At 65.7% G+C, this 26,507-nt stretch carries 27 protein-coding genes; 21 read left to right on the top strand and 6 right to left on the bottom strand.

Going from position 1 to position 26,507, the window contains the following annotated elements:
* Positions 1–7: 7 nt before the first annotated feature.
* The 3 genes from K309_RS0107030 to K309_RS0107040 all read right to left on the bottom strand — a co-directional run bounded on the left by K309_RS0107030 (position 8) and on the right by K309_RS0107040 (position 1,439).
* A complete protein-coding gene (locus K309_RS0107030) occupies positions 8–379 on the bottom strand; it encodes a response regulator (RefSeq protein WP_029045760.1) in 372 nt (123 codons plus the stop codon).
* Positions 380–398: 19 nt separating this feature from the next.
* Entirely contained in the window at positions 399–896 is a 498-nt protein-coding gene (locus K309_RS0107035) for a response regulator (RefSeq protein WP_029045761.1), read from the bottom strand.
* A gap of 372 nt (positions 897–1,268) precedes the next feature.
* Positions 1,269–1,439 carry a rubredoxin gene (locus K309_RS0107040; protein ID WP_010813017.1) on the bottom strand — a complete coding sequence of 57 codons (171 nt, stop codon included), beginning with the start codon at positions 1,437–1,439 and terminating at the stop codon, positions 1,269–1,271.
* A gap of 228 nt (positions 1,440–1,667) precedes the next feature.
* Here K309_RS0107040 and hemL point away from each other — a divergent pair, with 228 nt between their 5' ends.
* The 4 genes from hemL to K309_RS0107060 all read left to right on the top strand — a co-directional run bounded on the left by hemL (position 1,668) and on the right by K309_RS0107060 (position 5,110).
* Positions 1,668–2,960 carry a glutamate-1-semialdehyde 2,1-aminomutase gene (gene hemL / locus K309_RS0107045; protein WP_029045762.1) on the top strand — a complete coding sequence of 431 codons (1,293 nt, stop codon included), beginning with the start codon at positions 1,668–1,670 and terminating at the stop codon, positions 2,958–2,960.
* 122 nt (positions 2,961–3,082) lie between these two features.
* Positions 3,083–3,709, top strand: a complete 627-nt coding sequence (locus K309_RS0107050) for a LemA family protein (protein ID WP_029045763.1) — start codon at positions 3,083–3,085, stop codon at positions 3,707–3,709.
* A gap of 10 nt (positions 3,710–3,719) precedes the next feature.
* Positions 3,720–4,589: a TPM domain-containing protein gene (locus K309_RS0107055; RefSeq protein WP_029045764.1), complete on the top strand. Its 870-nt coding sequence runs from the start codon at positions 3,720–3,722 to the stop codon at positions 4,587–4,589.
* A 17-nt stretch (positions 4,590–4,606) separates the two neighbouring features.
* Positions 4,607–5,110 (top strand): TPM domain-containing protein, encoded by a 504-nt coding sequence (locus K309_RS0107060; protein WP_029045765.1) that lies wholly within the window; start codon positions 4,607–4,609, stop codon positions 5,108–5,110.
* Here the strand turns inward: K309_RS0107060 and K309_RS0107065 are convergent.
* Positions 5,107–6,375 carry an MFS transporter gene (locus K309_RS0107065; protein ID WP_035876973.1) on the bottom strand — a complete coding sequence of 423 codons (1,269 nt, stop codon included), beginning with the start codon at positions 6,373–6,375 and terminating at the stop codon, positions 5,107–5,109. The genes K309_RS0107060 and K309_RS0107065 overlap by 4 nt on opposite strands.
* A gap of 78 nt (positions 6,376–6,453) precedes the next feature.
* Between K309_RS0107065 and K309_RS0107070 the strand changes: the two genes are divergently transcribed.
* Positions 6,454–7,422, top strand: coding sequence for a LysR substrate-binding domain-containing protein (locus tag K309_RS0107070; protein WP_029045767.1), 969 nt, complete (start codon positions 6,454–6,456; stop codon positions 7,420–7,422).
* A 1,272-nt stretch (positions 7,423–8,694) separates the two neighbouring features.
* Positions 8,695–10,071 carry a sigma-54 dependent transcriptional regulator gene (locus tag K309_RS0107075; RefSeq protein WP_029045768.1) on the top strand — a complete coding sequence of 459 codons (1,377 nt, stop codon included), beginning with the start codon at positions 8,695–8,697 and terminating at the stop codon, positions 10,069–10,071.
* A 208-nt stretch (positions 10,072–10,279) separates the two neighbouring features.
* Here the strand turns inward: K309_RS0107075 and K309_RS0107080 are convergent, their stop codons facing one another.
* Complete coding sequence (locus tag K309_RS0107080) at positions 10,280–11,290, bottom strand: glycosyltransferase family 2 protein (RefSeq protein ID WP_029045769.1); 1,011 nt, start codon at positions 11,288–11,290, stop codon at positions 10,280–10,282.
* A 1,165-nt stretch (positions 11,291–12,455) separates the two neighbouring features.
* On the opposite strand from K309_RS0107080, the gene K309_RS0107090 reads away from it, so the two are divergent.
* The 15 genes from K309_RS0107090 (at position 12,456) to K309_RS0107160 (ending at position 26,135) form a co-directional block, all read left to right on the top strand.
* Positions 12,456–12,641, top strand: a complete 186-nt coding sequence (locus tag K309_RS0107090) for a Flp family type IVb pilin (RefSeq protein ID WP_029045770.1) — start codon at positions 12,456–12,458, stop codon at positions 12,639–12,641.
* Positions 12,642–12,729: 88 nt separating this feature from the next.
* On the top strand, positions 12,730–12,906 hold the full coding sequence (locus K309_RS0107095; protein WP_051320367.1) for a Flp family type IVb pilin: 177 nt from the start codon (positions 12,730–12,732) through the stop codon (positions 12,904–12,906).
* 56 nt (positions 12,907–12,962) lie between these two features.
* Positions 12,963–13,496 (top strand): A24 family peptidase, encoded by a 534-nt coding sequence (locus tag K309_RS0107100; RefSeq protein WP_029045772.1) that lies wholly within the window; start codon positions 12,963–12,965, stop codon positions 13,494–13,496.
* 76 nt (positions 13,497–13,572) lie between these two features.
* Positions 13,573–14,988 (top strand): ATP-binding protein, encoded by a 1,416-nt coding sequence (locus K309_RS0107105; protein WP_029045773.1) that lies wholly within the window; start codon positions 13,573–13,575, stop codon positions 14,986–14,988.
* Between the two features lie 50 nt (positions 14,989–15,038).
* Positions 15,039–15,881, top strand: coding sequence for a Flp pilus assembly protein CpaB (cpaB, locus tag K309_RS0107110; protein WP_029045774.1), 843 nt, complete (start codon positions 15,039–15,041; stop codon positions 15,879–15,881).
* Between the two features lie 66 nt (positions 15,882–15,947).
* The gene (locus tag K309_RS0107115) at positions 15,948–17,825 is read left to right on the top strand and encodes a type II and III secretion system protein family protein (protein ID WP_029045775.1); all 1,878 of its coding nucleotides are present in this window, start codon (positions 15,948–15,950) and stop codon (positions 17,823–17,825) included.
* 26 nt (positions 17,826–17,851) lie between these two features.
* Positions 17,852–18,190, top strand: coding sequence for a hypothetical protein (locus tag K309_RS0107120; RefSeq protein WP_029045776.1), 339 nt, complete (start codon positions 17,852–17,854; stop codon positions 18,188–18,190).
* A 25-nt stretch (positions 18,191–18,215) separates the two neighbouring features.
* A complete protein-coding gene (locus K309_RS0107125) occupies positions 18,216–19,478 on the top strand; it encodes a pilus assembly protein TadG-related protein (RefSeq protein ID WP_029045777.1) in 1,263 nt (420 codons plus the stop codon).
* A gap of 9 nt (positions 19,479–19,487) precedes the next feature.
* Positions 19,488–20,015: a TadE/TadG family type IV pilus assembly protein gene (locus K309_RS0107130; protein ID WP_029045778.1), complete on the top strand. Its 528-nt coding sequence runs from the start codon at positions 19,488–19,490 to the stop codon at positions 20,013–20,015.
* Positions 20,012–20,470: a TadE/TadG family type IV pilus assembly protein gene (locus tag K309_RS0107135; protein ID WP_029045779.1), complete on the top strand. Its 459-nt coding sequence runs from the start codon at positions 20,012–20,014 to the stop codon at positions 20,468–20,470. The genes K309_RS0107130 and K309_RS0107135 overlap by 4 nt, the downstream gene beginning before the upstream one ends.
* Positions 20,471–20,492: 22 nt before the next feature.
* Entirely contained in the window at positions 20,493–21,689 is a 1,197-nt protein-coding gene (locus K309_RS0107140) for a CpaE/TadZ family protein (protein WP_029045780.1), read from the top strand.
* Between the two features lie 34 nt (positions 21,690–21,723).
* The gene (locus tag K309_RS0107145) at positions 21,724–23,088 is read left to right on the top strand and encodes a TadA family conjugal transfer-associated ATPase (RefSeq protein ID WP_029045781.1); all 1,365 of its coding nucleotides are present in this window, start codon (positions 21,724–21,726) and stop codon (positions 23,086–23,088) included.
* Between the two features lie 42 nt (positions 23,089–23,130).
* The gene (locus tag K309_RS0107150) at positions 23,131–24,108 is read left to right on the top strand and encodes a type II secretion system F family protein (protein ID WP_029045782.1); all 978 of its coding nucleotides are present in this window, start codon (positions 23,131–23,133) and stop codon (positions 24,106–24,108) included.
* Between the two features lie 47 nt (positions 24,109–24,155).
* Positions 24,156–25,127, top strand: coding sequence for a type II secretion system F family protein (locus K309_RS0107155; RefSeq protein WP_029045783.1), 972 nt, complete (start codon positions 24,156–24,158; stop codon positions 25,125–25,127).
* 216 nt (positions 25,128–25,343) lie between these two features.
* Positions 25,344–26,135: a metallophosphoesterase gene (locus K309_RS0107160; RefSeq protein WP_029045784.1), complete on the top strand. Its 792-nt coding sequence runs from the start codon at positions 25,344–25,346 to the stop codon at positions 26,133–26,135.
* Positions 26,136–26,270: 135 nt separating this feature from the next.
* Here K309_RS0107160 and K309_RS0107165 read toward each other — a convergent pair.
* A partial coding sequence (locus K309_RS0107165; protein ID WP_029045785.1) for a TCP-1/cpn60 chaperonin family protein occupies positions 26,271–26,507 on the bottom strand: 237 nt, incomplete at its 5' end.

Here is a 26,507-nt window from a genome sequence, read left to right on the forward strand (position 1 = left end):
TGGCGGCTCAGTGCGCCAGCGCGGCGATCTTGCCCAGCAGCTCCTCGCCGTCGACCGGCTTGACAATGTAATCCGACGCGCCCTGGCGCATGCCCCAGATGCGGTCGGTGTCCAGGCCCTTGCTGGTGCACATGATCACGGGGATGTCCTTGAAGCGGTCGTCGCGCTTGATCGCGCGGGTGGCCTGGTAGCCGTTCTGGCCGGGCATCACCACGTCCATGAGGATCAGGTCGAAGCTTTCCGACTCCAGGCGCGCGAAGGCCTGGTCGCTGTTGCCGGCGACCGAGACCTTGAAGCCGCGCTTGCCGAGCAGGTCGGACATGAACAGCGCTTCGGTCGGGGAATCGTCGACGATCAGGATCTTGTTGATGGCAGTCATGGGGTTTCCTTCGGTTCGTTCAGGCCGGCAAAGCCCGTTCCGCCACGTCAGCGGGGACCGGCAGGCAGGCCTGCACGGCCTGCAGCAGCGCTTCGCGGGTGAATGGCTTGGCCAGATGGTCATGCGCCCCCACCAGGCGGCCGCGCGAGCGGTCGAACACGCCGTCGCGCGAGGACAGCATGATCACGGGGATGGCGTGGAAGCGCGGGCTTTTTTTAATCAGGGAGCAGGTCTGGTAGCCGTCCAGCCGGGGCATCAGGATGTCGCAGAAGACCAGGTCCGGATGCAGCTCGCCGACCTTGGCCAGCGCCTCGAAGCCGTCCTCGGCCAGCAATACCTGGTAGCCCGCCTGCGCCAGGAAGATCTCCGCGGTGCGGCGGATGGTGCTGGAATCGTCGATGACCAGCACCTTGCGGCGCGCGCGCGCCCGGGTGTCCGGCATTGCTGCGCCAGGCGCCGCAACGCTGGCGCCGGCGGCATTGACCCGCTGGATTTCTTCTGTTTGAGCGACCCGCATGTTGTTCCCGCGACCGGCCACGCCATGCGGCGCGCCGGCAAGCACTAGAGAACACCCGTGCGGAGCAGCGCGACCCATGCGCGCCCCGACGGACCCCCGAAAAATGATTCTGCTTCCCTTCAAGGCCGGGCCGGACCCGGCAGCGGCGGTGCGTGGAACCCGCACCTGCCTGCCGTCTTCCCCACCAATGGCGGATGGACGGCCACATAATTTGCAACAGAGTGTGACAAGACGCCGGTGGGCCGTCAATCCGGGATGGCGGGCCCTTGCCGGCGTTCTGTCGTATCGGCGCGACGCGCGCTGCCAGTCTGGCGGCTTTCTATGAAGCCTCGATGGCGCGCAAGCTGGCGTCGTGCCCGATGGCGGCCAGCGTCAGATGGCCACCATCTCAAAATCTTCCTTGCGCGCGCCGCACTCCGGGCAGGTCCAGTTGATGGGCACGTCTTCCCACCGGGTCCCCGGTGCGATGCCGTCTTCCGGCGCGCCTGCGGCTTCGTCGTAGATCCAGCCGCAGATCAGGCACATCCAAGTCTTGTATTCCATAACAGGCTCTGGCCACTCTCCATTAAAATCCAGCGCAGATGGTACCGAAACCGTGCCGCCCGCGCCAGCCGGCGACCGCCAGAATCGTGCCAGTTCCGCCGTGTTCGCGCATGTTAGCGCCGGATTGGCAGTCAATTGCCGTGTAGTTGCGCGGTATTGCCTGCATGTCGATGACACTCCGGCCGAGCCGCCCACGTTCCCAGCAGTCCTTGATCCCAATCAACGCCCATGTCCCGTAACCAGCAGCTCTTCGACCGCGCCCAGCAGACCATTCCTGGCGGCGTGAACTCCCCCGTGCGTGCCTTCCGCTCGGTGGGTGGCACGCCGCGCTTCATCACGCGCGCCGAAGGAGCCTATATGTGGGATGCCGATGGCCAGCGCTATATCGACTACATCGGCTCCTGGGGCCCGATGATCGTCGGCCACGCCCACCCCGAGGTGGTGCGTGCGGTACAGGAGACCGCGGCCCATAGCTTCTCGTTCGGCGCGCCGACCGAGGCCGAGATCACCATGGCCGAAGAGATCTGCAAGCTGGTGCCGTCGATCGAGCAGGTGCGGCTGGTGTCTTCGGGCACCGAGGCCACCATGAGCGCGCTGCGCCTGGCGCGCGGCTTTACCGGCCGCGACCTGATCATCAAGTTCGAGGGCTGCTACCACGGCCATGCCGACAGCCTGCTGGTCAAGGCCGGCTCGGGCCTGCTGACCTTTGCCGACACCACCCAGAACGCGCCCTCCTCGGCCGGCGTGCCGGCCGACGTGACGCGTCACACCATGGTGCTGGAGTACAACAACGTCGAGCAGCTGGAGCAGGCCTTCGCCAGGCACGCCGGCGAGATCGCCGCGGTGATCGTCGAGCCGGTGGCCGGCAACATGAACCTGGTGCGCGCCAGCGACGCCTTCCTGAAGGCCATGCGAGAGCTGTGCAGCCGCGACGGCGCGGTGCTGATCTTCGATGAAGTGATGACCGGCTTCCGCGTGGCGCTGGGCGGTGCCCAGGCCCACTACGGCATCCGCCCGGACATGACCTGCCTGGGCAAGGTCATCGGCGGCGGCATGCCGGCGGCGGCCTTCGGCGGGCGGCGCGACATCATGGCCAAGCTGGCGCCGCTGGGCGGCGTCTACCAGGCCGGCACGCTGTCGGGCAATCCGCTGGCGGTGGCCGCCGGCCTGACCACGCTCAAGCTGATCCAGGCGCCCGGCTTCTATGACAAGCTGGCCGCGCAGACCCGCAAGCTGGCCGACGGCCTGGCCGACGCCGCGCGCGCGGCCGGCGTGCCGTTTGCCGCGGACGCCATCGGCGGCATGTTCGGCCTGTATTTCCGTGAAGGCGTGCCCGGCAGCTTTGCCGAGGTGACCAAGAGCAACACCGCGCGCTTCAATCGCTTCTTCCATGCCATGCTGGACAACGGCGTCTACCTGGCGCCGTCGGCGTTCGAGGCTGGCTTTGTCTCGGCGCAGCACGACGACGCCATCCTTGAGGCCACCTTCGACGCCGCGCGCAAGGCGTTCGCGGCAGCCTGAGGCTTCGCCGGCGGGCGACGCGCGGGGGGCGAAGCCTGCCGTCGTCGCCTGGCTGATGCGCGGTGCGCTACACTTGGGAATCGTTTATCCATGGCCACGATGCCTACCTGCGGAGTCTCAAGATGCGTGCCTCTTCCTCCCCGACCTCGCCGATGCGCTCGCCCCTGTCCGTGCTGCGCTGGCTGCTGCTGGCGGCCATGGCCAGCCTGCTGAGCGCCTGCGGCTACAACGACTTCCAGGCCAAGGACGAGGCGGTCAAGGCGGCCTGGGGCGAGGTCATCAACCAGTACCAGCGCCGCGCCGACCTGATCCCCAACCTGGTCAACACCGTCAAGGGCTACGCCACGCATGAGCGCGAGACGCTCGAAGCGGTGACCAAGGCACGCGCCGCCGCCACCAGCATCCAGGTCTCGCCCGAGACCCTGAACGACCCGGAAGCATTCAAGCGCTTCCAGCAGGCGCAGGGTGAGCTGTCCAGCGCGCTGTCGCGGCTGCTGGCGGTGTCCGAGAACTATCCGCAACTGAAGGCCGATGCCTCCTTCCGCGACCTGCAGTCGCAGCTGGAAGGCACCGAGAACCGCATCACCGTGGCGCGCCAGCGCTATATCGCCGCGGTGCAGGACTTCAACATCCTGGCGCGCAGCTTCCCCACCAACCTGACCGCGATGATCTTCAAGTACCCGGTCAAGCCGTCGTTCACGGTGGACAACGAGAAGGCCATCTCGACGCCCCCGGCGGTCAAGTTCTGAGGCAGCGGCCATGGGCCTGACCGTCGGCCGTTCGCAGCAGCCGTCTTCCTGGCGCACCGGCCTGGCAGCGCTGCTGCTGTGGCTGGCGGCATGGCTGTGCGCGCCGGCGCTGGCGGCCGAGGGCTTCGTCCCGGTGCCGCCGCTGACCCAGCGCGTCACCGACCTGACCGGCACGCTGAGCGCCCAGCAGCGCACCGCGCTGGAAAACGTGCTCGCTGAATACGAGCAGCAGCGCGGCAGCCAGATCTTCGTGCTGATGGTGCCGACCACCGAGCCCGAGCCCATCGACGCCTACAGCATCCGCGTGGCCGACGCCTGGCGCGCCGGGCGCAAGGGCATCGACGACGGCGTGATCGTGCTGATCGCCAAGAACAATCCGCCGGGCTTGCGCAAGATGCGGCTCGAGGTTGGGCGCGGCGTGCAGGGGTCGCTGACCGATGCCATGTCCAAACGCATCCTGCAGGATGTGATGGCGCCACACTTCCGCCAGAACGATTTCTATGGCGGGCTGGCGGCCGGCATCTCCGCCATCCAGGCCACCATTGACAAGGAAGGCCTGGCCGGACCGCAGCCGCGCAAGGCGCAACAATCCTCCGGGCTGGCCGACTGGCTGCCGGTGCTGTTCCCGCTGGCGATCATCCTGTTTTTCTTTGTCGGCGCCATGCTGCGGTCGCGCGGGCCGCAGATCGTCACCACCCGGCGCGGCCGCGACGTGATCGCCGGCGGCCTGGGCGGATTGGGCGGCTACGGCATGGGGCAGGACTGGGGACGGCGCGGCGGTGGCTTCGGTGGCGGTTTCGGCGGCGGCGGTGGAGGCGGTGGCGGCTTCAGCGGCGGCGGCGGCGGCTTCGATGGCGGCGGCGCGTCCGGCAACTGGTGACAGAAGGAGTGACGACCATGCCCCATCTCCGACGTGCCCTGCACCATTTCGCCACCACCGCCGGCACCGCGCGCAAGCACTTCCCGGCCGAGGCCCAGCAGCAGCTCCACGCGGCCGTGCATGCCGGCGAGTCGCGCCATCGCGGCGAAATCCGCGTGGTCATCGAAGCCAGCCTGCCGCTGGGCCACGCCTGGGCCGGCGTGACCCCGCGCGAGCGCGCCCGCTTCCTGTTCGGCGCGCTGGAAGTCTGGAACACCGCCGACCATACCGGCGTGCTGCTCTATATCAACCTGGCCGACCACGCCGTCGAGCTGCTGGCCGACCGCGGCATCGACGCCAGCGTGGGGCCGGCGGTCTGGCGCGAACTGTGCGACGAACTGGCGCACGGGCTGAAGCAGGACCTGTCGGTGGCGCCGGTGCTGGTCACGGTGGCGCGCATCCACGAGCTGCTGGCCAACCATTTTCCGTCGGACGGCGGGCACAACCCCAATGAGCTGGACGACCGGCCGGTCGTGATCTAGCGGGCAGGCGCGCGCCGCGCGCCCATCAGATACCACACCGCCGCCAGCACCTGCAGCGCCACCAGCCCGCCCCACGCCGTCATGTGCGCCGCCTTGGGGTAATGGCCACCGCTGGACGGCCACAGGTCCAGCACGAACCCCACCCCGACCTGGCACGCAAAGGTCGCCAGAAACACCGTCAGCGTCAGCGCCGTGGTGGCCCGCCCGATCAGCGCGTCGGGGAAGCTGCGCGCCAGCACCGCGTAGGTCAGGATGCCGCTGGAGCCGAACACGCCATAGGCCGCCCACAGCAGCACCGGCGGCAGCGGCACCTGCGCCATCAACAGCGCCTGCACCACGATAAACCCGGTCATGCCGATGCCCGCAAAGGCATATAGGCTGACGCCGAGGCGTTCGAGGTGCCGCGCCGCCCAGCCCGAGCCCACGCAGCCCGCCATCATCGCGAAGCCGATCACCGAAACCAGCCGCGCACTGGTGGCCGGATCGAAGCCCGGCACATCGCGCAGGAAGGCACCGACCCACAGCGTCTGCACGGCCAGGAATACTCCCTGGTTCAGCAGCGTCAGCGGTACCACGCGCCAGAAGCGCTCGCTGGCCAGGATCTGGCGCGTGCCGCGCAGTTGCTCGCGCAGGCTTTTCTTGCCGGCGCGCGGCTTGTCGGGCACGCCGAACCACAACAGCGCCGCCATCGCCAGCGATACTCCGGCCAGCCCGGCGCTGACCATGCGCCAGTCCGTCAGCGACAGCAGCCACGACAGCGGGGTGCCAACCAGCACCGCGCCGAACCCGCCGATCGCCATCACCACGCCGTTGAGCAACGGCATGCGCGACAGCGGGAACCACATCGACAGCGCCTGGATGGCGGCGCCCAGGCACACCGACACGCCCACGCCGATCAGCAGCCGGCCGGCGGCCAGCCCCGCCATGCCCGGCGCCAGCGCGAACACCAGCGAGCCGGCAACCGCCGCCAGCAGCATCGCCGCCTCGGTGCGGCGCGGGCCGTAACGGTCCAGCAGGATGCCGGCGGGCAGCTGGGCACAGGCAAAGCCCAGGAAATAGAAGCTGGTGAGCAAGCCCAGGTCACCGGCATTGAGCCCCAGTTCGCGCGTCAGGTGCGGCGCGAAGCCCAGGTTGACACCGCGGAACACATAGGACACCAGGAAGCCCAGCGAAAACACGGCCAGCACGCGCCAGCGAGCGCCGGCTTGCTGCGTCGGCGCGGGGGCGGAAGACAGAGCAGGAGAAGTGGAAGAGGTTGTCGTCATGGCCCGCATTGTCGTCCCCATTCCAGTGCTAGGCCAACGAAACATACCCGCGGCGATTGTGAGTAGAATTTGACGGCCATGGCCAGATCCCCCGGCAAACCCGCCGATCACCCCGTCCACCTGCCCCCGCTGCAAGCGTTGCGTGCGCTGGAGGCGGCCACGCGCCACCGCAGCTTCTCGCGCGCGGCCGAGGAACTGGCGCTTACGCACAGCGCCATCAGCCACCATATCCGCGGGCTGGAAGCCAGCCTGGGCAGCAAGCTGTTCCAGCGCACCGGCAGCCAGATGACGCCGACCAGCGCGGGCGCGCGGCTGGCCGAACAGGTGCGCGCCGCGCTCGACAGCATCGAAAGCGCGCTGCGCGAGGCCGGCAACAGCGCCGCGCCGCCGGTGGTGCGGCTGCAGGTCAGCGTGATGGAGGACCTGGCCAATGCCTGGCTGATCCGGCGGCTGCCCAGCCTGCACACCCAGGTGCCGTCACTGGACCTGCACTTGCGGCTGCACGCCGAGATCACCCCGCCCGACCCGTACAGTGTCGACGTGGGCATCTGGCATCAGCGCGTGGACCTGCCCGGCTTCGAGTGCCACAACCTGATCGAGGACCACGTCATCGCCGTAGCCAGCCCGACGCTGCTGGCGCGCTACCCCGGCTTCACGCTGGCCGACGTGCCACGCCTGCCGATGCTGCGCTTTGCGCTGCGCCCGTGGCGCGACTGGCTGGAAGCGGCCGGCCTGCCGGGCGACGAGCCCGAGCGCGGACCGATCTTCCAGGACGCGGGACTGATGCTGCAATCAGCCGTGGCCGGCCTGGGCCTGGCCACCGCACGCTTGCAGCTGGCGCACGATTACCTGTCCAGCGGCCAGCTCGTGCAGATCGGCTCGACCCGCATTCCATCCAGCCTGCACTACTGGGTCACCTGGCGCGAAGGCAACCCGCGCGAAAAGGCGATCCATGCCTTCCACGCCTGGCTTCAGGAACAAGTGCGCGGCGAGGCCACGCAATCGCATCCCACCGTCGTCGGGCTACCCCAGCAGTTTCATTCATGAAATTGTTTCGTACGCCGATGTTGGCAATACGAATCATTTTCGATAACTCCAGGCATTTCAACGACTGACTGGCGATCGCAACGCCGGCGTGGTGTCTATGAACGAGCCCTTCGATTGCATCGGAAACCGCCCCGAGTTTCATCGATGCAACCATTTTGCCCCCCATGCCAGCACGCATGGATCTCCTGCGCCACCCATCCAAAAAGATGAGGCCGGGCCGGCAGCGTCATGCGCGGAACCGTGCAAATGCGTGTCAACGGCCGTAACCGTAGCCTTCCAGCACGGTTACGCCCGGCTGTAAAGCGCTAAAAGGCTGAGGCAGTCGAGGCCTGGCAGACCTGCGCCGCTTGAAAAAGCTCCGGGCCGGTGTAAAGAAAATGCAACTCCGGTGAACGGGTTGCTGCGTGCAGCATCGGAGCCATGGCGCCCGAACGTCCGGTTTACCGCCTCCCCTCTTTCGGATGGCCCCAGATGCGTTCAGGTAGCCTTTTCGGCACTCAGGCTCATAAAACTGTGATGTCTGCCTGGCACGGAAAAGCGCACTCATGTTGCATTGCAACATGAACAAGGCCTGCGATGTATCAGGATCGGAACGTTTTCTCACAGCACGGCGGCGACAGAAACTCTCGTTTTTTTCGATTCTCTTTTTGAATCAACGATTTATGACGCACTGGCACGTTCGTCGCACTTATGTCCCCGCGAACAGAAGCCCGACACAGGGGAAGTCTGAAACGGAAGCGGCAAACATACTGGCATGCGTTCGCCGAAGGTCAGTTTCAGAACGACCCTCGCATCCCAGGGCGGGGCGTCGGGCTGGTGCTGTAAGCGTTGGGCCACGCAGCAGGAACTGGCCCGCATCGGCGGGTCGTTACAGAAGCCGCCGACAAGATTAGAGGAGGTCTTTCGGGACACGGGCCGCGCGCTTGCGCGTGGCCCGTGGAACCCGGAAGAACCCATGCCAGCCCGGCCCACCGGGCGGCGAAACGGGATCGCGGACGCACGGCTTGCCGGCGCGTCTGGAAGAATGGGGTGCTGACCGGCCTGCCATGCAGGCGCGGAGAAACGCCGCTGCCGTGACCGATGCCATCGACATCGGCGCGGCAGCGGCCAACTACGCGGCGCAACGGCGGGACGGCAAGAACAGAATTCGGGGAACACGCCGGTGCGAGGCATCCATGATGCATCGACGGCAGGCCTCAGGGCCACCGAATCCGGTATGTGGCAACTGCCACGTCCGGCTTCGTCAGATAAGAAGAAATCCGGGGAAATCGTATGAGCGCGTATGCCAACCGCCCGCTGCTGTATCTTTCGCAGCATCACGACGCCATGCTGTGCAGGGTCCTGTCGCAACGGGGCTGGAAGATCAGCTTCGCGTCGAGCCTGCAGGAACTGCTCGCGCTCGCCCACAGCGGCCAGCCAGCCGCCGCGTTGCTCGACGTGCACAGCGGCTTCAGCGATGCCGAGCTGGAATCGTTCGAACCGTGGCTGGCCCAGCCGCAATTCGGCTGGATCGGCATCGTCGCCAGCCGCGACGCGCTGAGCGAAGCGGCACGGCGCCTGCTCGGGCTCTACTTCATCGACTACTACACCTCCCCGTTCGAGTCCGCCGACCTGGCCCACTCGCTCGGCCATGCCCAGGGCATGGCGCAGATACGGCCCGCCGTGCGGGGGGCGGCGGCCAGCTCGCGCCCGGACGGCATGATCGGCACCTGTGCCGCCATGCAGACGCTGTTCCGCGGCATCGAGAAGGTCTCGCGCTGGGACACCCCGGTGCTGATCTCGGGCGAATCCGGCACCGGCAAGGAACTGGCCGCGCAGGCCATCCACCGTGCCAGCGAACGCGCACAAAAGCCCTTCGTCGCCGTCAACTGCGCCGCCATCCCGCCCACGCTGCTGATGTCCGAACTGTTCGGCTACGAGCGCGGCGCCTTCACCGGCGCCACCAAGCGCAAGCCCGGCCGCATCGAGATGGCGCAGGGCGGCACGCTGTTCCTCGATGAAATCGGCGACATGCCGCTGGAAAGCCAGACCAGCCTGCTGCGCTTCCTGGAGACTGGCCGCATCGAGCGCCTCGGCGGCACCGAATCGATCGAAGTCGACGTACGCATCATCTCTGCAACCCACGTCGACCTCGACGCCGCCATCGCCGCCGAACGCTTCCGCGGCGACCTCTATCACCGCCTGTGCGTGCTGCGCGTACGCCAGCCACCGCTGCGCGAACGCGGCAGCGACATCATGCTGATCGCCGAGCACGTGCTCGAAAGCGTGCGCAAGCAGTCGCCGGCCCGCATCCGCGGCTTCTCGCCGACCGCGCTGCGCGCGATCCAGCAGCACAACTGGCCCGGCAACGTGCGCGAACTGATCAACCGCATCCGCCATGCGGCGGCGATGTGCGAGGACGGCGTGATCCAGCCGGCGGACCTCGAGCTGGCAACGCCTGCCGAAGAACGGCCCAAGACGCTTGCGGCGATCCGCGAGGAGGCCGAGCAGCATGCGATTGTGGAGGCGCTGCAGCGCAATCACGAGCGGCTGATCGATGTGGCCGCTGAACTGGGGATTTCGCGGGTGACGTTGTTCAGGCTGATGCGGGATTACAAGCTGCAGGTGAAGAAGGGGAATATGGGGATAGTGTGCGTGCAGGGAACCTGAGGCGGGAGACCGTCCGCGCCAATCGCATCATCAGCTTCCGCGCACACGCCCGACTCATCCCTCTCGACATTGCTGGCGGGGTCGATTGCGATCCCCCCAGCAATGTGCCATTCATGCGTTGCCAGCCTGGGCCCGGCATGCTTGCCTGCCGAAAATAGCCGCCCGCGAAGCGGGGCGGCCGCACCCTGTGCAGGCCTCGGTCGCCCTGTCAGCTGCGCTTGCCGGCCACCAGTGAAATGATCTTGCCGTCCCCACCTGCGCGGCGCTGCGGACGGCGCGTTTGGTAGCGGCGCTTGACCAGGTAAATCGGCCTGCCTTTTGATTCCTCGTAGATGCGCCCGATGTATTGGCCAACCAGGCCAATGCCAATCAGCTGCACGCCGCTGAAAAACAGCAACAGCGCGATCACCGGCGCAACGCCGGGCACGTCTCCATCGCCCATTGCACTATATGCGGCGATGTACAGGCCGTAGCAGATCGAGACCAGCGCGATGCACGAGCCAAGGTACGTCCAGCCACGCAGCGGCACCGAGCCAAAGCTGGCGATGTCGGCCAGCGTCGCCCTCCGTCGCCCGCTTCGCTGCTCGTTCGATAAGCCTGCACGGCACTGTTCACGCTGATACGGCACGATCACGGTATGGAAGCCCACCCAGGAGAACAGGCCCTTCATGAAGCGGTGCCTTTCGGGGAGCTGCTTGATGGCATTCACTACCGCACGATCCATCAGACGGAATTCACCCACATTGCTGGGAATATTCAGGTCTGACAGTGCGTTGTGCAAGCGGTCGCAAACGGCTCCGGCAAACCGCTTCAGGTACGAGCCATTGCCGGGACCCGTGCATTGGGCAAGCACAACCTCCGCGCCTTGTCGCCAGCACTGGACCAGCGTCGGGATCAGTTCTGGCGGATCACGCAGGTCCGCATCGAACGGAATCACGGCGTCCCCGAGTGCCTCGTCCATGCCGGCAGTCAGGGCCGCCTGCTTGCCAAAGCAGCGCGTCAGCTCGATCACGCGAATCCGGCCATCACGGCGCGCTGCTTCGACCAGCCTGGACAGCGTGTCGTCCGTGCTACCGTCGTTGATGCAGACAATCTCGAAATGCGTGGCGTGCAGGGATTCCAGGATCGGCAGCACGCGCGCAAGGAAGCCATCTGTGGCAGCGCCGTTGTTGTGGAACGGCACCACCAATGACAGGAGCTGGGTTTCATAGTTGGACATGACCTGGATCCTCCGATGCTGGCAACACCTGCATCAGGGGGCGTGCGCGTGTGCAACCACACCGGCTGTCGATGCGACATCTTCCCCCTGTTTTTTTTGGTCTTGTGCATGCGGCACCCCGCTGTGCATAGCGGGTTGCGCAGCCATTCTTCCTGGCCCAGTTTTGTCGCGCACCGAACGGAAAGCAAGGGGCGCGAGCGTCGGCAACGCGTGAATCGCCATCCCGGGCGGCGCCGGAGCGAGCAACGTTTCCTTCGTGAATCATGCGGCCGACCTGGTCGGTAAGCCGCGTAAATACAAGGGTTGCAAGGGATCAGGCTGGCATTGCAACACATGCCAGGCACGCCACGGAAGGCGTCGACGTTTCTATCCGGAAACGTTGGCCTGCCGGTCTGGCTGCCTCATCCATCAGGCGGCGCCGTCCGCGCCGCAGTCGGCGAACACCGCAATGCCCCAGCCAAGCGCTGTATGTATCGCTCTCATCCAATCCTGCCAAATCATGCTTTTGGTTGAAGCGGCTGTTTTGATTTGACAAGCGGTGCCCGCCAGCGCGCCCTGCGTCCTCATCCGTTAGTTGGTTCATCCGAAATGGCCTTTGCGGCTTGCGTTTCCCGCCGGCAACGAAGCGCGGTGAAAACACGGCATACGGTGCCGACGGCCCGCCGCCTTATCACCCCTGCTTCCCGGAAAGCCTTATGGCACAAGGGTTTCGCGTTGGCTGGCCCGCCGCTTGCCTATGTCCTGGCACCGGCACCGCCACAAAGGCGAATGCCGAGATGCCGGAGCAACTGGCCGGCATCAGAACCAAAAAACGATACGGGGAATCTTGCCATGCCTGCCGCACGCCATTTCGCGCTGACGCACTGGAACGCTGGTCACGCCGCATCCGCCCGCATGGGCGGCAGCGTGCCGTTCCGTTGCCTGACCCGCGCAGGCCATGCGCATCACGTAGCGCGTTGCATGCACGCTTCGGCCGAACGCCGGCTGGAGGCGCGCAGCCCGCAGGGCGTGTGCGGCGGTCCCGGGCGCTGGCCCTTCCATGCATGTGCTATCTGCGCGCCGCCGTGTTGTCGTAATTGCCGGCGCTGAGATCTCAGGCCGGCCCCACCCTTGAACCGATTTTCCGCAGCCTGCAGTGAACGTTCACAAAACAGAGGAGTGAATCATGCAAAACCTGACCACCATGTTCAAGCAATTTATCCGCGACGAAGAAGGCGTGACGGCCATCGAATACGGCCTGATCGCGGCCCTGATTGCGGTCGTCATCATCGCCGCAGTCAAGCTCGTCGGCTCGGAGTTGGACAAGACCTTCGACAAGATCGGCTCGGAACTCCAGACCGCCAACGGCTGATAAGCACGCAACGGGTGTACGCATAACCGTCTTTACGGGCATGCGTACGCCTTGCGGTACGAACCTCATCAGTGACACAGGAGACGCCATGTCCTCGAAGTTCAACATGATCGTAAAGGACCTGTTGCAAGACGACCAAGGCGTCTCCTCTATCGAATACGCACTGCTCGGCATGCTGATTGCGGTGGCCATCATCGGATCGGTGTTCAAGGTCAGCGGCGCAGTGAAAGAAATGTACGAGCTGATCGCCACTAGCATGCCATGAGGCATTCGCCTAGCAATTCTCTGACAACTCGCCCCCAACCTTCAAGCCGATACGCCATGCAAGCCGCCACCGCACTCGCCTCCCTCGTAGACCCTGCCACGATCGGCATCGTGCTGACCGCCGCGGCCATCGACCTGGACCGGCGCCGCATTCCCAACTGGCTGACGTTCGGCGCCTGGATCGCCGCGCTGCCAGTGCAGATGACCATTCATGGCCTCACCACCGGCTCGCTCGCATGGCTGTATGGCTGGCTGGTGGGCCTGGCCCTGTTTCTGCCCTTCTACCTGCTGCGCGGCATGGCCGCCGGCGACGTCAAGCTGCTGGCAGCCGTGGGCGCCTGGCTTGGCGCGGCCATGGTCGTTAACGTTGCACTTGCGACCTGCGTGATAGGTGGCGTGTGGGCGCTGGTGCAGCTTCTCATCACCAGACAAACGCTGGTGACCTTCTCAAGGGTGAGCTACATGCTCAGCGTGGCGATCCAACGCCGTGCGAGGCCGGTTCAGCCTGAAGCTGAAGCATCCGCTGGCTCGATACCCTACGGCGTCGCCATCGCCGCTGGCACGCTTGCAATGCTCTTTGCCGGCACATGAAAACCAATACGACAGCGCAGCAGCACGACGCGCCTTGAAGCGCCAGGACACCAGATCAGCAAACGGGGGGAAGGCAATGAATGAGTACCACGACACGGATCTCGCCACGCGGCACATCGAACCCGTCGCGACAGCCAGGAATACCCCCGACCACGGCACGGTGCCTCCGTCCCCCTGGCACGTCCTGCCTCGCACCATCGCCGACACCGGCCTGGAAGTGGCATTGCTGCTGAGCCTGCTGATGAAGGCCGCTTACCAGCACCGCACCGTCACGCTGGCTGTGCTGACTGACACGCTGAAACTGCCGGGCACCGTGGTCAACGAGGTCGCCGCCGTTGCGGTACGCGAGCGACTGCTGGAGATCGCCCACCGTGGCGCCAGCGACCTGGACGTTCGCTTCCGGCTGACGGACGCCGGCTATGCCCGCGCGGCCGAAGCCTCGGCGCGCTGCAGCTACGTCGGCGCCGCGCCGGTCACGCTGGATGCTTACGTCCAGGCGGTGAAGCGCCACTCCGTCGGCCAGGCATCGGTGACCAAGGCCGACGTCACCGCGGCCTTCCATGACCTGGTGATCCCGGCCCACCTGCTGGATGCCATCGGCATGTCGCTGAATACCTGCCGGGCCCTGATGATCTACGGGCCCGCCGGCAGCGGCAAGACCTACCTGGCGCAGCGCCTGGGAATGCTGCTGCCGGGCGCGGTGCCGGTGCCGCATGCCATTACCGTGGCCGGTGAAATCATCCAGGTATTCGACCCGCTGGTCCATGTTCCCTGCGATGACAGCGAAGGCTCGCTGGCACGCCGTTCGCTGGACCGCCGCTGGATCCTCTGCCACCGCCCGGTGGTGCTGTCCGGCGGAGAGCTGACGCTGTCCATGCTGGACCTGCGCCACGACCCCGTCGCCGGCTTCTACCAGGCGCCGCCGCACATGAAGGCGAACAACGGCATCTACATCATCGACGACCTGGGCCGCCAGCTGGTTGGCGTCACCGACCTGCTGAACCGCTGGATCGTGCCGCTGGACCGCAACGTCGACATGTTCACGCTGCAGACAGGCGTGCGCTTCTCTGTGCCGTTCGACGTCTGGCCGGTGTTCTCGAGCAACCTTGAACCGGCGGCCCTCGGCGACGATGCCTTCCTGCGCCGGCTCGGCAGCAAGCTCTACGTGGGTGCGCTGTCGGTGGACGACTATCGCGAGGTGTACCAGCGCACGGCCGCCGAATACGGACTGGCCAGCAGTGAAGCCGTGTTCGACTTCCTTGTCGACAGCCTGCACTACGCCAGCGATACGCCCCTGTTCGCCTGCATCCCGCGAGACCTGCTGCGCCTGGTGGCCTCCGGCGTGCACTACCACGGCGCCGCGCCCCAAGTTACCGAGGAAGGTCTGGTGGCGGCCTGGCAGGGCTACTACGGGCTACGCACTTCGCCCGAAGGAATGCCAAAGGCAGGTAGCGCCCGCCGCTGGTCAGACAACCATCGCGCCGCGAGCTGAACGGTAGCAGCCAACGCGGACACCATTCGGAATTTCTGGGGAGAGTCATCATGAAAAACATGCGCGCAATCCTGATGCTGCTGATTGCCCTGGTCGCCGGCGTGGCGGCAGTGGTGTCGGCGTCGCGATGGCTGGTGCAGCAGTCATCGAGCTCAGTCAGGCAAGTGGTGGTCGCCGCCAACGACCTGAACCTGGGGCAACCGCTCAACGGCAGCCAGCTGCAGCTGGTCAGTTGGCCGGCAGGCAGCGTTCCGCCCGGTTCATTCCAGGACCTGAAAGCACTGGAGGGCCGCGTGATCCGCACCAGCCTCCAGCGCGGCGAGCCGGTCCTCGATGCCAAGCTGGCGCCGATCGGCACCAAGGGCGGACTGTCCGCGGTCATCAATGACGGCAAGCGCGCAATCACGGTTCGCGTCAACGACGTGGTGGGTGTTGCCGGCTTCGCGCTGCCGGGCAACTACGTCGACGTGATCGTCAACACGAATGAAGAAGCGCGCAACGCCCAGAACAGCAACATCTCCAAGATCGTGCTGGAGAAGATCCTGGTGCTGGCGGTAGCGCAACAGGTCAGCCGTGACGACACCCAGCCCAAGGTGGTGAATGCCGTCACGCTGGAAGTGACGCCCGAGCAGGCCGAGAAGCTCGACGTGGCCCGCAGTGTCGGCACGCTGTCGCTGGTGCTGCGCAACCAGATGGACGTCGCGGACATCAACACTGGCGGCGCCACCAAGGGCACGCTGCTGGGCAAGACACCCGAAGCGCCGGCCGTCAAGGTCGTGACCCAGACGGCCACACGCACCGTGGTGAAAACCCGCACGGTCGCAGCGCAGCCCGCGCGTGGCAACTGCATCGGCGTGCTGGCAGGCATGCAGGGCGGCGTCGAATGCTTCTGACCGCGTCTCGCACGACGTTCAACGAATTCTGATCTGCATCACCGCTTCTCCGGGGGGAGATTCAAAATGAACCAGAAAAGATCCGACGCCGCAGGCGGCACCCGTACCCTGGTGCTTGCCGCCATCCTCTTCACCCCGCTGGCCGCCGCGGCGCAGGCCGCCATGGAGGCGGGCATCGTGACCAAGGCCACTGCGCCGGCCGCCGCCAAGGCACCCGCGGCACCGATGCAGATGACCATCAGCATGACGCCAGGCGCCCCGACCACGGTGGCCCAGAGCTCGGCGCAGGCACCCGCGCCGGCCGCCGACGCGCGCGGCCCCAACTGCGTCGGCGCGATCCGCAGCGAATCCAGCGTGATGGTGCCGGTCGGCAAGTCGCAGCTGATCTCGCTGCAGGAGCCGGTGCGCAACCGCACGCTGGGCAATCCCAATGTCGTGCAGGCGACCATGGTGTCGCCCCAGACGCTCTACGTGCTGGGCCGCAGCGTGGGCACGACAAACATGATCGTGCAAGGGCGCAGCGGCGCCTGCACCATCATCAACGTCGTGGTCAATGCCGATGCCGGCGGCCTGCAGACGTCTCTCGCCCAGCTCCTGCCTGGGGAGCCTGGCATCCGGGTGATGACCGCTGCCGATAACCTCGTGCTGACCGGCAGCGTCACCAATGCCCAGTCGGCCCAGCAGGCGATGGACATTGCCCAGGCGTATGCCAACGCGGCACAAGGCACCGACGGCAAGAACGGGGACAAGAAAGGCGGCGTGCTCAACATGCTGTCCGTCGACAGCCCGCAGCAGGTGATGCTGGAAGTGAAGGTGGCCGAGGTATCCAAGACGCTGCTCAACCAGCTGGGTTCCGCGGTCAACCTGCAGGGCGGCTTCGGCTCCTGGACAGGTGGTGTGGTGACGTCGCTGCTGACCGGCGCTTCGGGGGCAATCTTCGGCAGCAAGGCCAACAACCTGCCGTTCGAATTCGCCATCGACGCGCAGAAGAACGACAGCCTGGTCAAGATCCTGGCCGAGCCCAACCTGGTCACCATCAGCGGCCAGGAGGCCAGCTTCCTCGCCGGCGGCAAGATCTATATCCCGGTGGCGCAGGCCAATGTGCTGAACGGGGCAGGCACGGTCACGCTGCAGGAAGAAGAGTTCGGCGTGGGTCTGAAGTTCACGCCCACCGTGCTGGCAAACGGCCGCATCCACCTGAAGGTGTCGCCGGAAGTGTCCGAGCTGTCGCCCACGGGTGCCACGATCCGCGGCGGCACGCTGGCCGGACAGACCATCCTGCCGGTCATCACCACCCGCCGCGCCTCCACCACCGTGCAGATGCGCGATGGCGAAAGCTTCGCCATCGGCGGGCTGCTGACCGACAGCGCGCGCGGCTCGCTCAAGGCGCTGCCGGGTGCGGGCGAGGTGCCGGTTCTGGGCACGCTGTTCCGCAGCACGCAGTACCAGCAGGACCTGACCGAACTGGTGTTCGTCATCACGCCGCGCCTGGTCAAGCCGATGCAGTCCAACAACTACCCGCTGCCGACTGACAGCTTCTCCACGCCAAATCCGCTGTCGCTGTACTTCATGGGCAATATGGAAGGCAGTGGCAAGCCCGCGCCGCAGCCCGCGCCGGCCCCCTCGCAGCCTGCCGCGCCGGCCGCCGCACCTGTCACGCCGCCGACGGCGCCACGCAGCGAGGGCACGCCCACGTCGGTCTCGATGGTGCCGACGGGCCGCCCGCTGGACCCCCCGGCAACTGCCGGATCGTCAGGAGCGCAGGCAGCCGCGACCGCGATGCCTCGGAGCTCCGGCGCGCCGGAACCGGCCCAACCAGCTGCTCGCAATATCGCCGCCGCACCACCTGCCGAGGACACCGCCGCGCGCATCGCCCGCATCGAAGCCACCGCCGCGCGCCTGGCACAGGCACGAGCCACCGGCACCGCCGCGGGCGGCAACTGAACCGCCGCGCCCACAGGAGAACGATCATGAGCAAGAAGCCCAACCTTTCGCGCGGCGCCACCACGCTGGTGCTCGGCAGCCTGGCCTGCCTCACGCTGTCGGCCTGCATGACCTCGACGCCGGTGTGGGACGGCCAGCGCGGCGTCGCACTCGCCACGGTCACGCAAATGCAGATCATTAATCCCGATGCGCCTGCGGGGCTGCCCACTGTCACGGGTGCGGACGGCAAGACCGCGGTGGCTGCGATGAGGAACTTCGACCGTTCGCTGGCCAACGGCACGCAAGGCAGCTCGCCCTCCATGACGATCGACTTCGGCGCCAGCGGCTACGGCGGCGTCGGCATGTCAGGTGGCGGGTCGCGCTGATCCGAGCAAACCACGGAGAGCCGATATGTCACGCCCTACCACCTACCGGGGCCGACGGACGACCTGGCGCAAGCGGCAGCGTGGCGCAATCGCCATCATCGTCGGTCTGTCGCTGGCCGTTCTGATTGGCTTCGTCGGGCTGGCGCTCGACCTGGGCAAGCTCTATGTGACCAAGAGCGAGCTGCAGAACAGCGTCGATGCCTGCGCGCTGGCCGCCGCGCGCGACGTCACGGGGGCCACACCCCTGCTCGTGTCGGAGGCGGCGGGCCTCGCCACCGGCACGAGCAATGCTGCCATGTTCCAGAACGAGGCAGTGAAAATGGTCAAGGATCTCAATGTCTCGTACAGCGACAACGCTGACGGCACCTACTACACCAAGGACAGCGTGCCATACGCGCTGGACAAGGTGAAGTACGTCAAGTGCACCGCCGAGCGCACGGATATTGCCCACTGGTTCATCCAGATCCTTAACCTGCTGCCCGGCATCGACATCCAGCCCAGTACCGTGAACGCAATGGCCGTGGCCACCACAACCAGCGCGCAGACAGCCTGTGCCATCCCGGTCTATATCTGCACGCCGCCCACCTCGAATCCCCCAAAGACTGCGTACAACAAGGGCGATTGGATCAAATCCAAGGTCGATCCGAAGGATCCGTATGGCCCCGGCAGTTTTGGCTGGGCTGACCTGTCGCCTCCGGGAGGTGGTGCTTCCGAGCTGGCGGGCCTGCTTGCCGGAAGCGGACAGTGCGACCTGCCGGCAGTGGGTTCCAAAGTTGGTGAACCAGGCGATATCGCGTCGCTGATCGCGGCGTGGAATACCCGCTTCGGCATCTATACCGGCTCTTACAAGGGCCCGACTGACGGGACGCCGGACTTTACCGGCTATGCCTACAGCGTCACCACATGGAATCCGCCGAACGGCGGCAACGCCTACGCCGACTTCATCCAGAAGCGAGGAGCCAACGCGCCATACCAGACGGACGCGAATAGCGGCTTGACCACCAAGGGCACGGAATCGACACAGGCGGTGCACAAGGCCGGCGCTGACCGCAGGCTGGTTCATGTACCGATGGTGGATTGCACCGAATTCGCCTCGACCAAGCTGGCCAAGGTGGTCTCCTGGAACTGCATGCTGATGGTGCAGCCAATGCAGGAGCCCAGCGCAAAGGATGTGGTTAACCTCGAATATCTGGGCAATTCGAACGACCCCACCAGCCCTTGCGCAACACAGGGTGTGCCTGGCTCCGATACGGGTTCTGGTCCCCGCGTGCCGGTGCTGGTGCAATAGGAGCGAATCATGGAGCGATGCAGACAGCGCAGGCGCAGTCAGCACAATCGGCGCAATCGGCGCGGAGTGGTCGCTGTGGAATTCGCAATGGTCCTGGTGCCGTTGCTTCTGCTGGTGAGCGGGGTTGCGGAGTACGGCCGCGCCATCTACCAGTACAACGCCCTGACCAAGGCCACGCGCGACGCCGCACGCTTCCTGTCGCAGTATGCGCCCAGCGAGCCTAACTATCCGGTGGCGCAGGCAAAGTGCATGGCCGTCTATGGCAAGACGGTCTGCGAAGGCGACGTATTGGTGAAAGGCCTCAGCACCTCGATGGTGGTCGTCTGCGACCGTGTCGACGCAAGCGGCTGTGGCGGCAAGCAGTTCGCCAACGTCCCCATCTACGAGGACGGCGACAGTTCGGGCGTGCAGGCGGGCACCATCAACCTGGTCGAGGTAAAGATATCGGGTTATGCATATTCGCCAATCCAGACCTACATCAAGGTCGGCAACCTCGCGTTCTCCGATATCGCGACAGTGATGAGGCAAGTGCTATGACTTCGCTTCGAGCCACCCGCTTGTGTCGGCAAGAGGCCGGCGCCACCGCGATCGAGTTCGCCATCGTTGCCAGCATTTTCTTCATGCTGCTGATCGGCATTGCCGAATTCTCGCGCGTGCTGTTCTACTGGAATACCGCTGGCGAGGCGACCCGGCTGGGCGCACGCATCGCCGCAGTGTGCGACGCCAAGGACGCGACCATCAAGGAGAGGATGACCAAGCTGATGCCGAAGCTACAGGCCACCAATATCCAGATCGGCTACGAGCCAAGCGGCTGCGACGCCGACGCCGACGCTGCCCGCAGCACGTGCCGCTCGGTCACCGTCAGCGTGGCCAACGTCTCGGTCAAGACCTTTATTCCGGTCGTGCCAATCACGCTGGCCATGCCTTCGTTCACGACTACGCTGCCGCGGGAAAGCCTGAACTCCTCAACCGGCGGCAAGATCTGCAATTAGCACGCATAACCAGGAGCACACCATGCTCAGAATTCTGATCGTTTCCGAGGATGCTGAAAGGTTGGGCGAGCTTTCGCGTATGGCGGATGCCTGTGGAACCTTCCAGATCATGCGGCTGCAGGATGCTCCCGCCGCGCTGTGCACGCATGGCAGCCACCTGCGCAGCGCGGATGCGATCATCCTCGACCAGGACTTCCGCGCTGGCACGCAGATGCTCGGCATCGAAGCCTTGCGCCAGCAGCATCCCGACCTGCCCTGCATCCTGGTGACGTCGGCGCAGCAGCCGGATGTCCTGATCCGGGCACTGCGTGCCGGAGTGCGCGACATCCTGCCGTGGCCGCTCGACAAGGGCCAACTGAGCGAGGCGCTCGGGCGGCTGGAGTCAAACCACGTGCCCAGGGAGCGCAACGAAGCACGCGTGATCTCGCTGGTTTCATGCAAGGGCGGTGCCGGCACCAGCTTTATCGCCGGCAACCTGGCCTACACCCTGAGCGCCTGCGAGCGCAAGCGGGTGCTGCTGATCGACCTGAACACCCAGTTCAGCGACACCGCCTTCCTGATCACCGACAAGACGCCGCCAGCAACCTTGCCGGACGTGTGCTCGCAGCTGGAACGCATGGACGATACCTTCCTCGATGCCTGCATGACCCGCGTCGATGAGGGATTCGACATCCTGGCCGGTGCTGTCGACCCGATCAAGGCCAACGAGGTCCGCAAGGACAGGATCGACCATATCCTTTCGGTGGTCAGCCCGCGCTACGATTTCATCCTGATCGACATCGGGCAGTCGGTCACCCCACTGTCGCTTGCGGCCTTCGACCGCAGCCACAGCATCTGCGTGACCGTGCAGCCCAGCATCCCCTATGTCCGCACCGGCAAGCGGCTGCTGGATATCCTGCGCGCGCTGCACTACACCGAGGACAAGATCCGCATCCTGCTGAACCGCCAGGGCCGCCGCGACGAGTTGCCGCGTGCCAAGCTGGAGGAAGTCTTCGGCATGAAGATCTTCCACGCGTTGCCCGATGATCCTGTCGTGGTGGATGAGTCGATCGGCCACGGCGTTCCCGTTCTCAAGGAACAGAAGCGCAGCGCCATCGCCAAGTCGCTGCTGTCTCTCGGCGCCACGCTTGCCGCGGGTACTGGTACCGAGCGGCGGGCGCAGCCGCCCAAGCCGTCCCTGGCCAGGCTCTTCCTGCGCCCGAAGTCGACCGCCGCCTGAACCGCCTGAACCGCATCACGAACCGGAGTCCATCATGTCGATCCGCGAACAGCTTTCCCTGCCGGAACACCCGCCGCTGCAAATGAACGGCCATGCCGCGCCCGCCCGCAGCCATGGCACCACGCAGGCCTACCGGAATTTCAAGAAGACCGTCCACGACGCGGTGCTGGACCGGGTCGAACTCGAGCGTCTCGCGCGCTATCCGCTGGAGCAGGTGAAGACGGAGATCGGGGTGCTGATCGACGCCATCATCGATGAAGAGCGCATCCTGATCAATGATACGGAACGCCGCCAGATGACGTCGGACATCTATGACGAGATGTTCGGCTTCGGCCCGCTCGAGCCGCTGCTGCAGGATCCGACCGTGTCCGACATTCTGGTCAACACGGCTAAGCAGACCTATGTCGAGCGGCGCGGCAAGCTGGAACTCACCGATATCGGCTTCTACGATGATGCCCATCTGATGAAGGTCATCGAGAAGATCGTGTCGCGCGTAGGGCGCCGCATCGACGAGACCAGTCCGATGGTCGACGCGCGCCTGCCCGATGGTTCGCGCGTCAATGCCATCATCCCGCCCTCGGCGATCGACGGGCCACTGCTGTCGATCCGCCGCTTCGCGGTCAATCCGCTGCAGGTTTCAGACCTGGTGAACCTGAGGAGCCTGACGCCGCCGATGGCCCAGATGCTGCAGGCGCTGGCGCATGCCAAGGTCAACGTGCTGGTCTCGGGCGGCACCGGCAGCGGCAAGACCACGCTGCTGAACATCCTGTCCGGCTTCATCCCGGAGGACGAGCGCGTGGTCACGATCGAGGACGCGGCCGAACTGCAGTTGCGTCAGCCTCATGTGCTGCGCCTCGAAACCCGCCCGCCGAACATCGAAGGCAAGGGCGAGATCACGCAGCGCTCGCTGGTGCGCAACGCACTGCGCATGCGCCCGGACCGCATCATCCTGGGCGAGGTGCGCGGCGGCGAGGCGCTGGACATGCTCAACGCGATGAACACCGGGCATGAGGGGTCGCTGACGACCATCCACGCCAATACCCCGCGCGACGCGCTGACGCGCCTGGAGAACATGGTCAGCATGGCAGGCCTGACCATGCCGGCCAAGGCAATTCGCCAGCAGATCTCTTCAGCCATCACCGTGATCGTCCAGGCCGCACGCATGACCGACGGGCGACGCAAGATCATCAGCATCTCGGAGATTACCGGCATGGAAGGCGAAATCATCAACATGCAGGAGATATTTACCTTCCAGCGCTCCGGCGTGGACAAGGACGGCACCGTGCGCGGCCATTTCCGCGCCACCGGGGTGTACCCCAAGTTTGCCGAGCGGCTGCGCGTGTTCGGCGTGGGCCTGCCCGATGAAACCTACGATCCGGCGCATCGCTATGAAGTGTGATCCGCGCCACCGACGCGGCACATTCTCTCGGGGGAGACACATATGAGCACGATCTTCTATGCCTTCGGCATCATGCTGTTCGCGGCGGTGGTGCTCTGCATCGAAGGCCTCTATCTCTGGTGGAACAACTACCACGGCCCCGCCGCCAAGCGTATCGACGCACGGCTGCGTGCGTTGTCCGCGGGCGGACATGTCAGTGCCGAACGCCTGTCGATCCTGAAGAAGCGGCTGCTCAGCGATTCTCCCCGGATGCAGCAGTGGCTGATGCGGTTGCCGCGCATCGGCTCGGTGGACCGCTGGCTGGAGCAGTCCGGCAGCTCCTGGTCGGTGTCGCAACTGCTGGGCTACTGCGCGCTTGTGGTGCTGTGCACGGTGGCACTGATCCCGCTGGTGCCGGTGCCGATGCCTGTGGTGCTGGCCATTGCCGTCGTGGCCGGGCTGCTGCCGGTGCTGCACGTAATGCGGCTTCGGGTCAAGCGCCTCCAGCAGATGGAAAAGCAACTGCCGGACGCCGTCGACATGATCAGCCGCTCGCTGCGCGCCGGGCATTCGTTCAGCGGTGCGCTGGGCATGGTCGGCCAGGAGATCAAGGCCCCGATCGGCCCTGAGTTCCGCACCACGTTCGAAGAGATCAACTATGGCGTTGCGCTGGACGAAGCCATGACCAACCTGGCAATCCGTGTGCCGGTGGGTGACCTGCGCTACTTTGTCATCGCCGTGCTGATCCAGCGCGAAAGCGGCGGCAACCTGGCCGAGATCCTCGACACCATCGCCAACATGGTGCGCGAGCGGCTGAAGCTGTTCGACAAGATTCGCGTGCTTTCTGCCGAAGGGCGCTTGTCCGCCTGGATCCTCGGCCTGCTGCCGTTCGCGACTGGCGGCATGATCATGGTGGTCAACCCCGGCTTCATGAAGGTGCTGTGGGAAGACCCGATCGGCTGGCGCATGATCGGCGGCGCGCTGGTGTCGATGGTGTTCGGCGTGATATGGATGCGCAAGATCATCCGCATCCGTGTATGAGACAACAACAAGCCGCGGCGGCACAACGGTCCTGAGGGGAGTCAATCATGCAAGGCATCATCGGGGGTATTCCCGCCGAGCAGTTGGTCGTGCTCGCGCTGGTCTTCGTGGCGGCATTCGGCACAGTACTTGCCGTGATGTACGCGTTCTCACCAAACCGCATGCGCGGACGCGTGGAGCAGCTCGCCGGCCAGGCAGGCACGCCTTCCGCTCCCGGCCCACAGCAGGCCTGGACCGAGAGACTGGTGCGCTGGGCACAACCGGTGTCGCGGCTGTCCCTGCCCAAGGAAGGCTGGGAAAATTCACAGTTGCGCGTGCGCTTCACCAACGCCGGCTGGCGCAGCGCCAGTGCAGCACCGCTGTACTTTGGCGCCAAGACTGTGCTGGCGGTGGTGCTGCCAATGACCGGGCTGCTGGCGCTGAATGGCAGTCGGGTGGTCGACGACCAGTACACGATGTTGGCCCTGCTCGCGCTGCTGGGTGCGATCGGCTACTACCTGCCCAACGTCGTGCTGGCACGGAAGGTCACCGAGCGGCAGCGCAAGGTATTCGAGGAATTCCCCGACGTCATCGACCTGCTGACCGTGTGCGTGGAAGCCGGCCTCGGCCTGGACGCCGCGCTGATGCGCGTCGCCGACGAACTTGCACTGCGCTGCCCGGTAATGGCCGATGAATTGCAGCTGATGCTGCTGGAACTGCGCTCCGGCTTCTCCAAGGAAAAAGCGCTGTCCAACCTGTCGCTGCGCACCGGCGTGGAAGACGTCGACAAATTTGCCTCGATGCTGATCCAGGCCGACCGCTTCGGCACCAGCCTGGGCGAATCCCTGCGTGTGCTGTCGGACATGCTGCGCACCAAGCGCCGCATGCTCGCCGAGGAGCAGGCAGCCAAGATCGCGCTCAAGCTGCTGTTCCCGTTGATCTTCACCATCTTCCCCTCGCTGCTGCTGGTACTGCTGGGGCCGGCGTTTATCCAGATCTATCGCGTCCTGTTGCCAACCATGGCGGGACAAGGAGGATAGGACGCACGGGTAACCCTGAACGGTTCCCCCGGCTGTCTCCCGGTGCAACGCCGGCCAGACAGTCCCTTGCCCGGACCTGGTTCCGGGCTTTTTTGCTTCGGTGGCGGGCGTGCGAGCCAGGGACTTGACCGCGGCGCCAGGGTTCTTAAGAATGCCACTCACTGCCCCGCCGCCGGCGCGGCGGATGCAGCCAGACCCAATCGCCCCGGAGTCCCCATGAAACTACGCATCCTGAGCGACCTGCATATCGAGCACAACATGCCGCAAGAAGTGCCCGGCTGCGATGCCGACATCGTGGTGCTGGCGGGCGATATCGCCAACGGCCGCGACGGCATCGACTGGGCCGCGCGCACGTTCGCGCAGCCCGTCATCTATGTCCCCGGCAACCACGAGTATTACGAGAGCAATTTCGATGCGGTCGACCGGCAGATGGCCGAAGCCGCCGCGGAATATCCCGGCATGCATGTGCTCAACGGCGCCGTTGCGGAGTTCGACGGCGCCAGTGGCCGCGTGCGGATCGTGGGCACGACCTGGTGGACGGACTACACGCTGTTCGGCGCCGACCGGCGCGAGGATTCGATGCAGGCCTGCGAGGGCGTGATGCTGGACCACAGGCTGATCGAAGTCGGCGGCGGCGACGGCGACGGCAAGGCCCGCCATTTCATGCCGGAAGACGCGCTGGCGCGCCACGAGGCCGCTTCGGCCTGGCTGGCGGCGCAGCTGGCGCAACCCTTCAAAGGCAAGACCGTGGTGGTCACCCATCATGGCCCTGACCTGGGCAGTCTTGACCCGCGCTACTCGCATGACCTGGTCTCCGGCGGGTTCCTGTCACGCCGGCCCGACCTGGTGGCGCAGGCGGACCTGTGGATCCATGGCCATACCCACACCAGTTTCGACTATTGCATCGACGATTCGCGCGTGGTGTGCAATCCGCGGGGTTATGTCAGCCGGCGCACGGGCGAGCTGGAAAACAAGTGCTTCGACTGGTGCTACGTGGTGGAGGTATGACCGGCCCCCGCTAGTCGTCAGGCAGGCAATAACCCCAAAACAAAAACCCCCGCAGGCTCACACCCGCGGGGGTTTTCGTTCAAACAGCCTGCCAGCCTGGGTTGTCACACCCCACCGGCAGTCAGTCGGCACAAATTACATCATGCCTTCCATGCCGCCCATGCCGCCCATGCCGCCCGGCATTGCCGGAGCCGACTCTTCCTTCGGCGTTTCGGCAACTGCGCAGTCCGTGGTCAGCATCAGCGAAGCCACCGAAGCGGCGTTCTGCAGTGCGGTGCGGGTGACCTTGGTCGGGTCCAGCACGCCCATTTCGACCAGGTCGCCGTACTCGCCCGAAGCCGCGTTGTAGCCGTAGTTGCCCTTGCCTTCGAT

The sequence above is a fragment of the Cupriavidus phytohabitans genome, assembly GCF_000426345.1.
In the GTDB taxonomy this organism is placed as follows: domain Bacteria; phylum Pseudomonadota; class Gammaproteobacteria; order Burkholderiales; family Burkholderiaceae; genus Cupriavidus.

Excerpts from the sequence above, each read along its gene's own strand:
- K309_RS0107150 (WP_029045782.1), top strand. The coding sequence starts at position 23,131 with ATGAGCACGATCTTCTATGCCTTCGGCATCATGCTGTTCGCGGCGGTG.
- K309_RS0107125 (WP_029045777.1), top strand. The coding sequence starts at position 18,216 with ATGTCACGCCCTACCACCTACCGGGGCCGACGGACGACCTGGCGCAAG.
- K309_RS0107060 (WP_029045765.1), top strand. The coding sequence starts at position 4,607 with ATGCCCCATCTCCGACGTGCCCTGCACCATTTCGCCACCACCGCCGGC.
- K309_RS0107080 (WP_029045769.1), bottom strand. The coding sequence starts at position 11,290 with ATGTCCAACTATGAAACCCAGCTCCTGTCATTGGTGGTGCCGTTCCAC.
- hemL (WP_029045762.1), top strand. The coding sequence starts at position 1,668 with ATGTCCCGTAACCAGCAGCTCTTCGACCGCGCCCAGCAGACCATTCCT.
- K309_RS0107075 (WP_029045768.1), top strand. The coding sequence starts at position 8,695 with ATGAGCGCGTATGCCAACCGCCCGCTGCTGTATCTTTCGCAGCATCAC.
- K309_RS0107130 (WP_029045778.1), top strand. The coding sequence starts at position 19,488 with ATGGAGCGATGCAGACAGCGCAGGCGCAGTCAGCACAATCGGCGCAAT.
- K309_RS0107120 (WP_029045776.1), top strand. The coding sequence starts at position 17,852 with ATGAGCAAGAAGCCCAACCTTTCGCGCGGCGCCACCACGCTGGTGCTC.
- K309_RS0107100 (WP_029045772.1), top strand. The coding sequence starts at position 12,963 with ATGCAAGCCGCCACCGCACTCGCCTCCCTCGTAGACCCTGCCACGATC.
- K309_RS0107040 (WP_010813017.1), bottom strand. The coding sequence starts at position 1,439 with ATGGAATACAAGACTTGGATGTGCCTGATCTGCGGCTGGATCTACGAC.
- K309_RS0107065 (WP_035876973.1), bottom strand. The coding sequence starts at position 6,375 with ATGACGACAACCTCTTCCACTTCTCCTGCTCTGTCTTCCGCCCCCGCG.
- K309_RS0107155 (WP_029045783.1), top strand. The coding sequence starts at position 24,156 with ATGCAAGGCATCATCGGGGGTATTCCCGCCGAGCAGTTGGTCGTGCTC.
- K309_RS0107095 (WP_051320367.1), top strand. The coding sequence starts at position 12,730 with ATGTCCTCGAAGTTCAACATGATCGTAAAGGACCTGTTGCAAGACGAC.
- K309_RS0107055 (WP_029045764.1), top strand. The coding sequence starts at position 3,720 with ATGGGCCTGACCGTCGGCCGTTCGCAGCAGCCGTCTTCCTGGCGCACC.
- K309_RS0107030 (WP_029045760.1), bottom strand. The coding sequence starts at position 379 with ATGACTGCCATCAACAAGATCCTGATCGTCGACGATTCCCCGACCGAA.
- K309_RS0107050 (WP_029045763.1), top strand. The coding sequence starts at position 3,083 with ATGCGTGCCTCTTCCTCCCCGACCTCGCCGATGCGCTCGCCCCTGTCC.
- K309_RS0107115 (WP_029045775.1), top strand. The coding sequence starts at position 15,948 with ATGAACCAGAAAAGATCCGACGCCGCAGGCGGCACCCGTACCCTGGTG.
- K309_RS0107035 (WP_029045761.1), bottom strand. The coding sequence starts at position 896 with ATGCGGGTCGCTCAAACAGAAGAAATCCAGCGGGTCAATGCCGCCGGC.
- K309_RS0107145 (WP_029045781.1), top strand. The coding sequence starts at position 21,724 with ATGTCGATCCGCGAACAGCTTTCCCTGCCGGAACACCCGCCGCTGCAA.
- K309_RS0107140 (WP_029045780.1), top strand. The coding sequence starts at position 20,493 with ATGCTCAGAATTCTGATCGTTTCCGAGGATGCTGAAAGGTTGGGCGAG.
- K309_RS0107160 (WP_029045784.1), top strand. The coding sequence starts at position 25,344 with ATGAAACTACGCATCCTGAGCGACCTGCATATCGAGCACAACATGCCG.
- cpaB (WP_029045774.1), top strand. The coding sequence starts at position 15,039 with ATGAAAAACATGCGCGCAATCCTGATGCTGCTGATTGCCCTGGTCGCC.
- K309_RS0107135 (WP_029045779.1), top strand. The coding sequence starts at position 20,012 with ATGACTTCGCTTCGAGCCACCCGCTTGTGTCGGCAAGAGGCCGGCGCC.
- K309_RS0107090 (WP_029045770.1), top strand. The coding sequence starts at position 12,456 with ATGCAAAACCTGACCACCATGTTCAAGCAATTTATCCGCGACGAAGAA.
- K309_RS0107070 (WP_029045767.1), top strand. The coding sequence starts at position 6,454 with ATGGCCAGATCCCCCGGCAAACCCGCCGATCACCCCGTCCACCTGCCC.
- K309_RS0107105 (WP_029045773.1), top strand. The coding sequence starts at position 13,573 with ATGAATGAGTACCACGACACGGATCTCGCCACGCGGCACATCGAACCC.